This window comes from Pseudodesulfovibrio karagichevae, assembly GCF_041414475.1.
Taxonomy (GTDB): domain Bacteria; phylum Desulfobacterota; class Desulfovibrionia; order Desulfovibrionales; family Desulfovibrionaceae; genus Pseudodesulfovibrio; species Pseudodesulfovibrio karagichevae.
This window is the reverse complement of the sequence record NZ_JBGLYH010000084.1, coordinates 1-13,656: the sequence shown is the minus strand read 5'-3', so window position 1 is coordinate 13,656 and position 13,656 is coordinate 1. Positions and strand designations below refer to the sequence as shown.

Here is a 13,656-nt window from a genome sequence, read left to right as displayed (position 1 = left end):
CTGCTCGGCGTCCTGCCCGCCACCGGTTCCGGGGGCCTGATCAGGCCCCCGGAACCGGTGGACGAACAATAAAAGTGTTACCCATGTACCCGGGCAGAAGTGTTACCCATGTTTCCGGTTGCACAAAGCCCTTCTCAAAGGGTTTTTCCTTCCCCTTCCCCCGGCCGCCGGAGGCATTCTTATCTGCCCAACCGGAGCACCCTCCCGGACGGGGTGGGGGTGTCCGGGCGAACGGGACGATGTGGGCGGCGGGCTACCGGTCACATTTTTTAACGGATACTTCCCTGAAGTTGATGGAGAGGGCTCGTTCATCCTCTGAGGACGGATCGACGTTGCGGGGAGAAAAGCTTTTTTCGACGGCGAAGCGAATTACATCATGGGGGTGCATCGTTTTGCATAGTGATATGTTTTCGACGCCTTCCTTCAGGGCGAACCGTATGGCCTGGTCGTCTGTACGAATGATCAACGAATTGTCTTTTATCGTGTTCACAACAGTAAAAGATATTTCGTATCTTCCGTCATCGCCCGTAAAGCACAGACTGAAGTCGTTTCCCGTCCAATTGTCGGCGAATATCCCTTTGGCCATGAAAGCAGGGGAAAGGGTGCGGCCAAAGCCCGAGCAGCTTTTTGCCGCGTTCTGTCGTATTTTCGCGTTCAGTTCAACAATATAGGGATAGTATTGCAACGGATGCATGTCCTGATCGAAGACGTCGCCTCCTTGTTCGTGGCCGTACAATGCGACGGACTTTATGACCAAGTCCTTTTTCCCGACGTTCACGATACGCAAATCCCCTCCGGAGGAGATGGTGTTCACGCTCATGCGCGTCGTCGGCGTATCCTTGTCGGCCTCGTGAATCAGTTCTTCTTGATTGAAGAAAGCCCTGGCCGTGCCGGATGAAATATCGAGTTTCAAGGACGTTTCGGGGGCGCTGAGCGTACCCGTGACGGTTCCCCGCACGGTCTGTTCGATATACCCGCCGGGGGGGATGATCACACCGCCGTCAGGGCTTTTGCGCGCTTGGTTGAACGTCCAGTACAACCCGACCGGTTCGAGCAAGAGGGGGTCGGCAATGACGTTGTGACGGTAGTTCTTGAGCGTCCACAAGGCATAGCCGTGAAATTTACTCGGAATCCTCTCGGCAATTCCTTGCAGAAAGGCCTTCATCTCCTGTGGCGCAATATAGTCGTTGTTGTCGGTGCCATATGTGTTGTCGACGATGTTCATTTGATCGAGCCAGACATGAGAGGCGTCGCCCAGCACTGTCCCCAGCTTCGCAATGAGCCAGTCGACCGATTTGAGCGCCTTGTCCGCCGTCAAGGGCTGCCCCGTGTTCGTTGCACCGTAGTACGGAGCCCAATATGCGATAGGGGCGGCATCATGCAGCTTGTACATCTTTTCGTGTCCAAGCCATTCCAGCTTGCCGTCCACCCGTTTGGGGTCACTGTCCACACGGACCTCGAAGCTGTAATTCTTCAGGACACGCTGGATCGACTCATGCAGCGCCAGAATCCGGTCGTCGAACCAACTGACGAAAACTTCATAATTCTGTCCGTTCCTGACGATATCCTTGGCCTTGTATCCCGTCTGCGCCTCGAATGCCTCTCTGAGGTCAACTCCTCTCCCATGCTGATCGAAAAACATCTCTTCGATGATGAGAAAGTCTTCCCAGGAGCCGAAGAAGCCTTTTATCGCCGAATGCCGATCGGCGAAGGTTTTCATCCTCACGAGAAAGGCGTTCCACGCCTCCCATTGCGTCCGCTCCAGAAAAATACGCTCCTGGCGATCTTCGATGCTGTCTCTTTGTGTGAGATTCCAGTAATACGGCATCCGGATATACACATCCAGGCCGATCTTCTCCGCAGCCCCCACGATAGCCGACATCTTGTCGAATGCCCTTTGGTTGTATGTACCTATCGCCGGTTCATAATCGCCCCAACTCGCGACAAGAACGACGGTATTGAACCCCATATCCGAAATCCGCTGGAAATCGGGCAGTGCTTTTTGGGGATCCACGGAGGAGAGAAAACCGACAGGCCAATCATTCTTGGCGAACCCGAAATAATGTGTGCCGATAATCGGCTGATTCGTGTCCTGAGTGGGCTCGGCCATGTCAAAAAAAGAAGACCCGGCCATTGCTGTGCTGCACAATGCCAACGAGCATGCGATGAACAACGAGAAAAAACGATTGGTGAAACAGTGCATCTTAAATATTCCCCTCGCGGCGTTGTTCGGAAGAAACAACGCACGGCACATGGGCATCAACAAGATTATGGCGGAAAACAAACAGTCGATGGCCGTTTTTTCCGCGGTCACGGGCGGCATGGATATCTCAAACGGAGAAAAACACGATTCCTGAAAAAGGGAAAAGGACATCCTCCATTTCATTCCTCAGGGGCTATATCATCCGAACCCCTCTCCTGACAAATCGTAACTGCCACTAGTTTAAGTGTTTCCGGCCGTTTTGCAGACGCCCCTTCCAACCGCTCCGGACACCCTGAACGGGCATGGCGTCCGGCTGCTGAACGCCGCCTCCGCCGCTTACCTGCGTCCATGCGGAGTGTTGCGCTCGGTCACCCTCTCCGCTCAAGACATTCGGATCACATGAATTTTCCGTGAATGCGAGGGAACCCGCGCGCTCGCACATCCGCGAAGCGGCGACAAAAAGTTTAGGAACGGATGGGGATGGGGGTCTGGGAGAAGGGGAAAGGAAAGCCCTATTCACAAATCTGCAGGACAGCAGATTTGGACCGCGCCTGATAAGGCGCGACCCCGAAGGGACGCAGGCCATGGACGGCCTGCGTCAAAGGGTTTTCCTTCCCCTTCCCCCGGCCGCCGGAGGCATTCCTGTCTGCCCAATCTGAGCACCCGCCCGGACGGGGTGGAGGTGTCCGGGGCGGTGGGGCCATGGAGGACGGCGCCGTTGACCATGACCAGGTCGATGCCGGTGGGGTGTTGGCGCGGTTCGGTGTAGGTGCCGTTGTCGCGCACGGTGTACGGATCGAGCAGGACGATGTCGGCGTGGTAGCCGGGCTTGAGCAGGCCGCGTCTGTCGATCTGGAAGGTCTCGGCGGGTTTGCCGGTCATCTTGCGGATGGCGGTTTCGAGCGGCATGACCTTTTCCTCGCGCACGTATTTGCCAAGCACGCGGGGGAAGGCCCCGTAGGTGCGCGGGTGGGGCGTGCCGCCGAGCAGGCCGTCGGTGCAGACGTTCATTTCCGGACGGGCCATGAACGCCTTGACGTGTTCCTCCAGGCCGTAGAAGTCGACCATGCCGACCGCGTTTTCTTCCTGGAGCAGGAGATCGAGGGCGGCTTCCAGCGGCGGCTTGCCGCGCATCTCGCCGAGCTGGACCAGGGTCTTGCCGATGGCGTCGGCGTTGGCCTGTGTTCGCGTGCTGGTGACGAAGATGCCGTCCACGCCCGCAAAGGCCACGAAGTTGTCCCAGCCGGGGATGCCCTGGCGGATGTCGCGGAGCATGCGGGCGCGGGAGTTCTCGTCGGCCAGGCGTTCCAGAAGCTTGTCCGTGCCGCCCGCGTGGGCCCACGGGGGCAGGATGGCCCCGAGCATGGTGGAGCCCGCCACGTAGGGGTACTGGTCGATGGTCACCTTGAGGCCTTCGTCGGCCGCCCGGTCGAGCAGTTCGAGGGCGGGCTCGAACTTGTCGGCGTTGTACTTGCCGCAGATCTTGAAATGCGAGAAGTGCACGTGCACGCCGGTGGTGCGGGCGATGTCGAGCACCTCGCTCATGGATTCGAGGATGGTGTCGGCCTCGCTGCGCTGGTGGATGACCAGCGGGCGGCCGAACTCGGCTGCCACCGAGCACAGCGCCTCCATCTCGGCCTTGTCCGCGTAGGTGCAGGGGGGGTAGATCAGCCCGGTGGACAGGCCGAAGGCCCCGGCCTCCAGTTCGCGCCGGAGCACGGCCTGGAGCAGGCGGAGGTCGCCGGGATTGGCCTGGCGGTCGTCCAGGCCCATAGCCTCCATGCGCACGTTGCCGTGCGGGGCCAGGTAGCAGAGGTTGGTGCCCGCGCCGGACCGTTCCAGACGCGACAGGTAGCCGTCGGTGGTCTCCCAGGTCCAGTCCAGGGTCTCGGACTCGCCTTCCAGGCCGCTCAGGTTCTTGCGCCAGGCCGGGATGTGCCGCTTGGGCAGGGGGGCCATGGAGATGCCGTCCTGACCCAGGATTTCCGTGGTCACGCCCTGGCGGATCTTGGGTAGGATGAACGGGTCCTCCATGACCACCAGGTCCGAGTGGGAGTGGGTGTCGATGAAGCCGGGGCAGACCACGCGGCCCTCGGCGTCGATGGTTTGGTCCGCCTCGGGGGCGGTCGGTCCCACGTGGGTGATGACGCCGTCCTCGACGCGCACGGAGCCCGGTATGGCCGGACTGCCGGTGCCGTCGACGATGCGGGCGTTTTCGATGCGGATGCTCATGGCGTGTCCTTGCGGGTTACTCGCAGGCGAGCAGGGCCTCGATGATGGCCTTGTAGCCTGTGGTGACCTTGTGCAGCTGGTCGACCTCGATGTGTTCGTCGATGGTGTGGGCCAGGTTTTCGCGGGACGGGCCGTAGCCCAGCGTGCGGATGCCCGCCTCGCCCGCGTAGTGGGAGCCGTTGGTGCAGAACGAGTAATGGGACAGGCCGGGGTTGAGCCCGGCCGCCTCGAGTCCGGCCAGGGTGGCGGCCACGAAGGGGGCGTCCTTGTCGAACAGCCAGCCGGGGAAGAACCGTTCGCCCTGGATGTGCACGCCGGTGTAGCATTTCTCGCGGCCCTTGGCGAAGTACGCCTTGGCCTTGAAGTCGGGGTTGGCGGCGGACAGCCGGGCGATGGCCTCGTTGATGGGGGCCAGGACCGACTCGGGGGTCTCGCCCACGAGCAGGCGGCGGTCATAGGTGGCCCGGCAGCCGCTGGGCACCACGGACGAGCCGGGGTAGGGCGTGGACTTGATGTCGGTGAGCACGCAGATGCCCTTGCCCAGGACGTCCTGGGAGGGAGCCTGAATCTTGTCGATTTCGCGGATCAGGTCGGTCATCAGGTGCACGGCGTTGACGCCCTTGTCCGGGTTGGCCGAGTGGGCGGGCACGCCCATGGTCTCGACCACGATCTCGGCCCGGCCGCGCTGGCCGATCTTCAGGTTCAGCTCGGAGGCCTCGCCGATGATGACGAAGTCCGGCTTGACCGCCTGGGATATCTCGCGCGCGGCGATGCCCTCGAAGAGCTCCTCGTGGACCACGCCGGCCACGCAGACCTCGCCCGCGAACTTGCCCCGGGTCTCCTTGGCGAACCATGCGGCGGCCCCGACCATGGCGGACAGGGCGCCCTTCATGTCCGAGGTGCCCCGGCCGTAGACCTTGCCGTCCACGATGTCGCCGCCGAACGGGGCCTGGGTCCAGGCCGCCGGGTCGGGCACCGGGACCACGTCCATGTGCCCGTCGAACAGGACGCATGGGCCGGGCTTGCTGCCCTTGATGCGGCCCAGGACGTTGCCGTAGCGGTCCACGGTGACGCGGTGGAATCCATTGGCCTCCATGGCGGCGGCCAGGGCCTTGGCCACGTCGCCTTCCTCGCCGGAAACGCTGGGCAGGGAGACCAGCTCCTGGCACAGGGCCACGCTCAGGTTGCAGTATTTATCCTTGTTCGGCATGTCGCCTCCCTAGCCCTCGAGCAGGCCGGTCTTGGCGTTGAATTCGTTGATCAGCCTGTCCACCTCGGGGGCCAGCTGCTGCACGTTCGTCCAGTAGCTCTCGTCGTACCACTGGGCCTGGATGTCCTCGAAGGCCATGCCCTGCTGTTCGATCCAGGTGTAGTACTTGAGGTTGTGGATGCGCTTGCGGTCGTAGTAGCCGAGCTCCTCCATGTTGTCGATGGTCGTGGCGGCCAGCATGCCCCGGGAGTAGGCGGCGTCCCTGGCGTCGTATTCGCCCTTCTCCTCGGTCAGCTCGGCCAGGCGGCTCTGGTACATCTCCATGGAGTCCGTGGCCACGGTCAGGACCACGTCGTCCGCGCCCAGCTCGTAGTACTTGGCGAACTTGACGGCCGAGATCATGTTGGCCACCGAGGAGATGCCGAGCAGGTGGAGGTTCTCGGCGATCCCGGCGGGCACGCCGTTCTCCTTAAGGGCCTCGATGCCCGCGGGCTCGTTGAACAGGCGGATGAGGTTCATGGGCACCTCGTCGTCCACGGCGATGACCATGTCGGTGTTGCGCACGTTGTGGACCCAGGGCACGTGCTTGTCGCCGATGCCCTCGATGCGGTGCGCGCCGAACCCGTTGTTCAGCAGGGTGGGGCACTGCAGGGCCTCGCAGGCGGCCACCTTGACGTTGGCGAAGTGCTGCTTGAGGTAGTCGCCGCTGGCTAAAGTGCCGCCGGAGCCGGTGGACAGGACCACGCCCCTGAAGTGCTTCTGGGCGTCGTCGGACAGGGACTCGATCAGTTCGGCCATGGCCCGGCCGGTCACGGTGTAGTGCCACAGGTAGTTGCCCATGTCGTCGAACTGGTTGAAGATCATGATGTCGTCGCCGGACTTGCGCAGCTCCCAGCACTTGTCGAAGATCTCCTTGACGTTGGACTCGGAGCCGGGGGTCTTGATGGTCTCGCCCGCCACCTTGGACAGCCAGTCGAACCGCTCCTGGCTCATGCCCTCGGGCAGGATGGCGATGGACTCGCAGCCGAGCAGGTTGGAGTCGTAGGCCCCGCCCCGGCAGTAGTTGCCGGTGGACGGCCAGACGGCCTTCTGCCTGCGCGGGTCGAACTGGCCGGTGACCAGGCGCGGGGCCAGGCAGCCGAAGGCCGCGCCGACCTTGTGGGCCCCGGTGGGGAACCACTTGCCGACGAGCAGGACGATGCGCGCATCCACCCCGGTCAGGGACGAGGGCAGCTCGATGTGGTTGACCCCGCCCCAGGCACCGCCGCTCGCGGCGGGCTCGTTCTTCCAGGAGATACGGAAGAGATTGATCGGATCGAGATCCCACAGTCCCACGGAGCTGAGCTTTTCCTTGATGGCGGCCGGAATCTTCTCCGGGTGGCACATCTGCTCCAGGGTGGGGATGATGATATTCTTTTCTTTCGCGCAGGCCAGGGCGCTTTCCAGGCCCTGCGGGTTGATGGTCAGGTCAAGCATGGTTGTCCTTCCTTTATTATGATTCTTGGTTTCGCATTGCGTTGTCCAGGGCGTCGAGCGTCGGAGCGATGACCGGGGGCTCGGCGTCGCAGGCCTTGATGGTCGCGTCCACGTCCTTGAGCCCGGAGCCGGTCACGAGCAGCACGCAGGTCTCGTCACGGGCCGCGAGGTCTTGGGCCAGGGCCGCATGCAGCCCGGCCAGGGGCGCGGCTCCGGCGGGTTCGGCGAACACGCCGGTCAGGCGGGCCAGTTCGGGGATGGCTGCGAGGATGGCCTCGTCGGACACGCGCAGGAAGGCCCCGCCCGTGCCGTTGACCGCGGCCAGGGCCTTGCGGCGGTCGCGGGGAAGCCCCGCGGAAATACTGTCGGCCACGGTGTGGGCCCGGATGGCCGGGAAGGTCACCGGGTCGGCGCCCTGCTCCCAGCAGCGGTACAGGAAGTCGCTGCCCTCGGCCTGGACGCCCATGAGCCGGGGCAGGCGGTCGATCCAGCCCAGCCGGAACATGTCCATGAACCCCTTGTGCAGGCCGGAGATGATGCAGCCGTCGCCCACGCCCACGAACACGGCGTCCGGGCACTGCCAGCCGAGCTGTTCGCATATCTCGAAGGCGGCGGTCTTCTTGCCCTCGGCCATGTACGGGTTGAAGCCCGTGTTGCGGTTGTACCAGCCGTACTTTTCGGCGGCCTTGAGGCACAGCTCGAAGGCGTCGTCGTAGCTGCCGTCCACCAGGAAGACCCTGGCCCCATAGGCCAGGAGCTGGGCCACCTTGGCCCTCGGGGCCGAGCGGGGCACGAAGATGGTGCAGGCCATGCCGCTTGCCGCGCACATGCCCGCCAGGGCGGCGGCCGCGTTGCCGGTGGAGGCCGTGGTGATCATGTCCGCTCCGGCCTCGCGCGCCTTCATCACGGCCAGGGCGCTGGCCCGGTCCTTGAGCGAGCCGGTGGGCTGGCGGGAGTCGTCCTTGACGTAGAGGGTGTCGAGGCCGACCGCTTTGGCCAGGCGGTCGGTCTTGTAGAGCGGGGTCCAGCCCACGGCTGCGGCCGGGGCCGGGGTGCCGGGCAGGACCGGCAGGAGCGGGCGGTAGCGCCACTGGCTGCACGTCGCGTCCCGGGCCAGGCTCTGGGGGGAAATTTGTCGCCCGATGGCGTCGTAGTCGTATTCGATGTCCAGGATGCCCTCGTTGCCGTGGTCCGGGCAGACGTAGTCCACCTCGCCGGGGAGGTAGGTCCTGCCGCAGATGGTGCAGCGCATTCCTGTGATGTGATCGGGCCTTGGTGTCTTGTTCATGTCTTCGCTTGCGGTTGGTATGGCCGGGCGGCGGGATGACCCCGCCGCCCGGCGTTCAGGCCTTGGGCCGTGTTACTTGGAGGCCTCTTTGATGGCTTCCAGGAACGAGTTCAGCATGGCCTTGCCCTCGTCGCCGAAGTGCTCTTCGAGGTACTTCATGACGGCCGGCTGGGAAGCAGCGCGGAAGCGCTCCTTCTCGGACTCGGGCAGGGTGTAGACCTCCATCTTGGTGGACAGGAAGGGCAGGCCGCGATCGGACGCCTCGATGGCGTTGGCGATGCCGCGGGAGACCACGATGGCGGTCTTGGCGGCGCTTTCGACGACCTGGCGCTCGGACGGGGTCAGGGAGTTGTAGAAGTCCATGTTCATCATCCAGACGTGGGGGGCGAACAGGTGGTTGGAAATGGTCAGGTACTTCTGGACCTCATACAGCTTGGCGAACTCGACGATGGGCACCGGGTTCATCTGGCCGTCGGCCACGCCGGTCTGCAGGGAGGTGTAGACCTCGGACCAGGCGATGGACACGGGCTGGCCGCCCAGGGAGGAGACGAGCATCTTGTGGGTGTCCAGGCCCATGGTGCGGATCTTCAGGCCCTTCATGTCTTCCAGGGTCTTGATCGGGCGCTTGGAGTTGGTGAACTGGAAGAAACCGCCGGAGTCGGAGAAGCCGAGGCACTTCATGCCGGTCTTGGCGGTGATGTCGCCAGCCAGCTTCTTGCCGAAGGGACCGTCGAAGACCTCATAGGCCACGGCGTGGTTGGGGAAGGCGAAGGGCACGTCGAGCACGGAGATCATGGGGTAGACGCTGCCCACCGCGCCCACGGAGTGCACGCCGAGCTGGATGATGCCGTCCTTGACCTGCTGGACCACTTCGGCGTCCTTGCCGAGCTGTCCGCTGGGGAATATCTGGACCTGCACCTCGCCGTTGGTGCCGGACTCGACCAGGTTCTTGAAGACCACGGCGGCCGCGCCGGACGGGTTGTCGAAGGCGCCGTTCTTGTTCAGGTGGTGCATCTTGATGACCTTGGCGGCCAGCGCACCCTGGGCCGAGCACAGCAGCAATGCCGCCACGGCGATCAGGACAGTCAGTTTTTTACCGATTCTCATAGGATCCTCTCATGGTTTGTTCCGCTACATGCCGAGCAGAAGGTTGGGGAAAAACATGGCCAGGTCCGTCCAGAAGGTGGTGAGGAAGAGCACCCCCACCTCCACGAGTATGAACGGCCACAGGGAAGCGCTGATGCGCTCGATGCTCTCCCCCGTGACCGAAGAGAGCACGAATATGCAGGCCCCCACGGGCGGGGTCATGAGCGATATGTTCAGGGTCAGGACGATCATCACGCCCGCGTGCACCGGGTTCATGCCGATGGCCTGGGTCAGGGTGCCGAGCATGGGCGTCAGGATGATCAGCGCCGCGTTGATGTCCATGAACATGCCGATGCCCAGGAGCAGGAGCAGGATCATGGCCTTGACCATCCACGGGGTGGTGGACAGGGACAGGAAGGCGTCCGCGATCTGCTGCGGGATCTGCATGAAGGTCATCCACCAGCTCAGGATCGAGGCCGAGGCGATGATCAAAAAGACCACGCCGGTGATCCGGGCCGTGCGGATGAGCATGTCCACGATGTCTTTGAAGGTCAGGTTGCGGTGGATGACCACGCCCACGAACAGGGCGTAGAAGACCGCGATGGCCGCCGCCTCGGTGGGGGTGACGATGCCGCCCAGGATGCCGCCCAGGATGATGGCGGGCATGATCAGGGCGAGCAGGGAGCCCTTGAAGGCGAAGATGATTTCCGTAAGGGACGGGCTGCCCTCCTTTTTGGGCAGGCCGAGCTTGCGGCCCAGCGCCACGATCAGCGCCATGCACACCAGGCAGATGAGCAGGCCCGGCAGGATGCCCGCCGCGAACAGTCCGGCGATGGACACGCCCGCGAGCGAGCCGTAGATGACCATCAGGTTGGACGGCGGGATGGTCGGGCCGATGATCGAGCCGGCGGCGGTGACCGCGCAGGCGAACGGGCGGGAATAGCCCTGCTTGACCATGGCCGGGACCAGGGTGTTGCCGAAGGCGGCCGCGTCCGACACGGCCGCGCCGGTCATGCCCGCGAAGAGCACGGAGGCGAGCATGTTCGAGTGGGCCAGGCCGCCGCGCAGGTAGCCCACCAGGGCGTCGGCCAGGTTGGCGATGCGCTGGGTCATGCCCACGCGGTTCATGATTTCGCCCGCCAGGATGAAGAAGGGCATGGCCATGAAGGTGAACAGGTTGAGCCCCTCGAAGAACCGCTTGGGGGCCATGACCAGGAAGTTGTCTCCGCCCACCTGGACCAGACCGACCACGCCCGCGATGCCGAGGACGAAGCCGATGGGCACGCCGACGAGCAGCAGGCCGAAGAAGATGATGGCGACGGTCAGCATCAGGCGGCCTCCTTCCTGGTGAACAGGGGGGCGACCCCGGCCGCGTCGCGGAGCATGACCGCTGCGATCTGGAAGGCCGTGAGCCCGGCGGTGACCGGCACGGCGGTGAAGGGCAGGAACATGGTCATGCCGAAGATGGTCGCGTACTGGTTCGCCCCGCCCTTGGCCATGGTCACCCCGTACCAGGTGAGGAACAGGAAAAAGGCCAGGCCGAGCAGGTCGAGGAGCATGCGCGCGGGCATCTGCCAGGAGAGCGGAAGCCGGGAGAAGACCAGGTCCAGGCCGATGTGCTCGCGCCGGTAGGCGCAGCAGGGCACGGCCAGGAGCGCGGCCCAGATCATGATGTAGCGGGCCAGCTCCTCGGTCCAGGTGGCTCCCAGGGCCAGGGCGTACCGTTCGAGAATTCCGAACCAGACCACGCCGATCATTCCGGCCACCAGAAGGGCGCAGACCCGTTCCAGGACGTAGTTCAGCCGGTAGGAGAACCGTTCCACGGAACCGGCCAGGCTGACGAAGGGGGGTGTTTTTTGTGTTTGCATAGTGTGTTTGGTTGAGGTGATGCCCCTATAGAGCAGATACCGTGCCAGCTCGGGGAGCCGTGGCGTGATTTTTTTGCCGTTTTGGTATTTTTTAATATCTCATTTTATACCAATGTGTTATCTGCAATATCTCCACCAGCCGCGATGAGGGGGGCTTGCTCGATATAACTTGAACCTTCGGTGGATTACGATTATGTCACAAGTGTTTTCATTTTGATACCGGCGGCCGCCTTGCCGCGCCGCCGGGCTAAAACGGCACGATGCCGGGTTGTTGCGGCCATCCGCCAATGGTTGCGGCGTAATGGCGGTATCGTTCTGATACGGGGAATGACGCCCCATCGGAGAGCGCGCAATGGAAGTGAACGTGGAGAACGTGCCCCAGGACCTGTGGGACATCAGCGGGGCCGCCACCAAATACGCGGCCGTTATCTCGAAGGTGCTGCGGGTGGACGTGGAGATCGTGGACGGCAACCTCTACCGGGTGGCCGGGACCGGGCGGTTTTCCGGGCTGGTGGGCAAGCAGATGTCGTCGGCCAGCGGAGTGTACCGCCAGGTGCTCAAGACCGGGCGGCCCCTGGTCATCCGCGAGCCCGGCTTCTCCGAGTTCTGCGCCGACTGCCCCAACTGGCAGTCCTGCGACGAGACCTTCGAGATGAGCACGCCCATCCTGTACAAGGGGGCCGTGGTCGGGGTCATCGGGTTCGTCTGCTTCACCGAGGAGCAGAAGGCCCACATCCAGGACAACTTCGAGGTCTTCTTCGACTTTCTGGCCCAGATGGCCGACATCCTGGCCTCCAAGGTGGTCGAGTCCATGGAGTACGCCCGCAGCCTGGCGCTGGGCCAGCTGCTCGAAACCGTGGTGGACAAGGTGGACGAGGGCGTGCTTCTGCTCGCCAAGGACGGGCGCATCGTCCGCTCCAACCGCGCGGCCCAGCAGATCCTCGACTTCCCCCTCGAAGGCCAGGACGCCATCACGGTCAAGCTCCGGCGCGGCGAAAACCGCCTGCTGCAATACACCGAATACACGGTCAACCTTCAGGGCCGGTCCCACGACGTGGCCGGGAACGAGTACCGCCTCCAGCACGGCGAGAGCTCCAGCATGTTCATGTTCCGCGACGCCCAGCTCATGCACGACGACGCCCTGCGCCTGGCCTCCTCCCACGAACGCCTCGGCCTGGACGCCATCCTCGGCACCTCGGACGTCATCGTCACCCTCAAGGAGCAGGTGGCCCGGTTCGCGGACTCCAATTCCTCGGTGCTGGTCACCGGCGAGTCCGGCACCGGCAAGGAGCTCGTGGCCCGCGCCCTGAACGAGGAAGGCGGCCGCAAGGAAGGGCCGTTCGTGGCCATCAACTGCGGGGCCATCCCCGAAACCCTGCTGGAAAGCGAGCTCTTCGGCTACGTGGGCGGCGCGTTCACCGGGGCCAACCCCAAGGGCAAGATGGGCCGGTTCGAACAGGCCAACGGCGGCACGCTCTTCCTGGACGAGATCGGCGACATGCCCCTGCACCTCCAGGCCAAGCTGCTGCGCGCCCTGGAACAGCGCGAGGTCACCCGGCTCGGCTCCACCCAACCCACGGCCATCGACGTGCGCGTGGTCTCGGCCACCAACCGCAACCTCGAGGAGATGGTCCACAACGGCACCTTCCGCGAAGACCTCTTCTACCGCCTCAACGTCATCCCCATCCACATCCCGCCCCTGCGCGAACGCCCGCGCGACATCCACCTGCTGTGCAAGGTCTTCCTCGAACAGAGCATGGACCGCCTGGACAAGGAGATTTTGACCATCAAGGAGTCCTTCTGGTCGGCGGTCAGCGAATACCACTGGCCCGGCAACGTCCGCGAACTGCAGAATTCCATCGAGTACGTGGCCAACGTGGTCGACTCCCCGGCCGTCATCACCCGCGAAACCCTGCCCATCAAGGTCCGGTCCGGCGTGCGCGAGTCCGAATACGCCGACTACAACCTCGACACCATGGAACGCACCCTCATCCAACAGGCCCTCAAGGCCTTCGGCGACGAAACCGGCACCAAGGCCGCAAAGGAACGCGTGGCCCAAAAACTCGGCATCGGCATCGCTACGCTGTATCGCAAAATCAAGAAGTACGGGTTGGAATAGCCTCCGGCGGCCGGGGGAAGGGGGAAAGGGAACCCTTTGAAAAGGGCTTCCCTGTGCAACCGGAAACATGGGTAACAGTTCTGCCCGGGTACATGGGTAACACTTTTATTGTTCGTCCACCGGTTCCGGGGGCCTGATCAGGCCCCCGGAACCGGTGGCGGGCAGGACGCCGAG

At 63.6% G+C, this 13,656-nt stretch carries 10 protein-coding genes; 2 read left to right on the top strand and 8 right to left on the bottom strand.

From position 1 onward, the window contains the following. Positions 1–253: 253 nt before the first annotated feature. Positions 254–2,110, bottom strand: a complete 1,857-nt coding sequence (locus AB6M95_RS18015; RefSeq protein ID WP_371388136.1) for a PAS domain-containing protein — start codon at positions 2,108–2,110, stop codon at positions 254–256. On the opposite strand from AB6M95_RS18015, the gene AB6M95_RS18010 reads away from it, so the two are divergent. Continuing rightward, positions 2,109–2,357, top strand: a complete 249-nt coding sequence (locus tag AB6M95_RS18010) for a hypothetical protein (RefSeq protein ID WP_371388135.1) — start codon at positions 2,109–2,111, stop codon at positions 2,355–2,357. The genes AB6M95_RS18015 and AB6M95_RS18010 overlap by 2 nt on opposite strands. 362 nt (positions 2,358–2,719) lie before the next feature. Here AB6M95_RS18010 and AB6M95_RS18005 read toward each other — a convergent pair whose 3' ends face one another. From AB6M95_RS18005 to AB6M95_RS17975, 7 genes are all read right to left on the bottom strand, one after another. Further along, positions 2,720–4,435, bottom strand: a complete 1,716-nt coding sequence (locus tag AB6M95_RS18005; protein ID WP_371388134.1) for an N-acyl-D-amino-acid deacylase family protein — start codon at positions 4,433–4,435, stop codon at positions 2,720–2,722. A gap of 16 nt (positions 4,436–4,451) precedes the next feature. Further along, positions 4,452–5,645, bottom strand: a complete 1,194-nt coding sequence (locus AB6M95_RS18000) for a YgeY family selenium metabolism-linked hydrolase (protein WP_371388133.1) — start codon at positions 5,643–5,645, stop codon at positions 4,452–4,454. A gap of 9 nt (positions 5,646–5,654) precedes the next feature. After that, the gene (locus AB6M95_RS17995; RefSeq protein ID WP_371388132.1) at positions 5,655–7,121 is read right to left on the bottom strand and encodes a pyridoxal-phosphate dependent enzyme; all 1,467 of its coding nucleotides are present in this window, start codon (positions 7,119–7,121) and stop codon (positions 5,655–5,657) included. 16 nt (positions 7,122–7,137) lie between these two features. Next, positions 7,138–8,409 carry a threonine synthase gene (gene thrC / locus AB6M95_RS17990; protein ID WP_371388131.1) on the bottom strand — a complete coding sequence of 424 codons (1,272 nt, stop codon included), beginning with the start codon at positions 8,407–8,409 and terminating at the stop codon, positions 7,138–7,140. 72 nt (positions 8,410–8,481) lie between these two features. Beyond that, positions 8,482–9,516 carry a TRAP transporter substrate-binding protein gene (locus tag AB6M95_RS17985; RefSeq protein WP_371388130.1) on the bottom strand — a complete coding sequence of 345 codons (1,035 nt, stop codon included), beginning with the start codon at positions 9,514–9,516 and terminating at the stop codon, positions 8,482–8,484. A 24-nt stretch (positions 9,517–9,540) separates the two neighbouring features. After that, a complete protein-coding gene (locus AB6M95_RS17980; RefSeq protein WP_371388129.1) occupies positions 9,541–10,824 on the bottom strand; it encodes a TRAP transporter large permease in 1,284 nt (427 codons plus the stop codon). After that, complete coding sequence (locus tag AB6M95_RS17975) at positions 10,824–11,363, bottom strand: TRAP transporter small permease (protein WP_371388128.1); 540 nt, start codon at positions 11,361–11,363, stop codon at positions 10,824–10,826. Before AB6M95_RS17975 ends, AB6M95_RS17980 begins: the two co-directional genes overlap by 1 nt. A gap of 352 nt (positions 11,364–11,715) precedes the next feature. On the opposite strand from AB6M95_RS17975, the gene AB6M95_RS17970 reads away from it, so the two are divergent. Then, complete coding sequence (locus tag AB6M95_RS17970; RefSeq protein WP_371388127.1) at positions 11,716–13,482, top strand: sigma 54-interacting transcriptional regulator; 1,767 nt, start codon at positions 11,716–11,718, stop codon at positions 13,480–13,482. Positions 13,483–13,656 lie beyond the last annotated feature (174 nt).

Excerpts from the sequence above, each read along its gene's own strand:
- AB6M95_RS17970 (WP_371388127.1), top strand. The coding sequence starts at position 11,716 with ATGGAAGTGAACGTGGAGAACGTGCCCCAGGACCTGTGGGACATCAGC.
- AB6M95_RS17980 (WP_371388129.1), bottom strand. The coding sequence starts at position 10,824 with ATGCTGACCGTCGCCATCATCTTCTTCGGCCTGCTGCTCGTCGGCGTG.
- AB6M95_RS18000 (WP_371388133.1), bottom strand. The coding sequence starts at position 5,645 with ATGCCGAACAAGGATAAATACTGCAACCTGAGCGTGGCCCTGTGCCAG.
- thrC (WP_371388131.1), bottom strand. The coding sequence starts at position 8,409 with ATGAACAAGACACCAAGGCCCGATCACATCACAGGAATGCGCTGCACC.
- AB6M95_RS18010 (WP_371388135.1), top strand. The coding sequence starts at position 2,109 with ATGTCAAAAAAAGAAGACCCGGCCATTGCTGTGCTGCACAATGCCAAC.
- AB6M95_RS17995 (WP_371388132.1), bottom strand. The coding sequence starts at position 7,121 with ATGCTTGACCTGACCATCAACCCGCAGGGCCTGGAAAGCGCCCTGGCC.
- AB6M95_RS17985 (WP_371388130.1), bottom strand. The coding sequence starts at position 9,516 with ATGAGAATCGGTAAAAAACTGACTGTCCTGATCGCCGTGGCGGCATTG.
- AB6M95_RS18005 (WP_371388134.1), bottom strand. The coding sequence starts at position 4,435 with ATGAGCATCCGCATCGAAAACGCCCGCATCGTCGACGGCACCGGCAGT.
- AB6M95_RS17975 (WP_371388128.1), bottom strand. The coding sequence starts at position 11,363 with ATGCAAACACAAAAAACACCCCCCTTCGTCAGCCTGGCCGGTTCCGTG.
- AB6M95_RS18015 (WP_371388136.1), bottom strand. The coding sequence starts at position 2,110 with ATGGCCGAGCCCACTCAGGACACGAATCAGCCGATTATCGGCACACAT.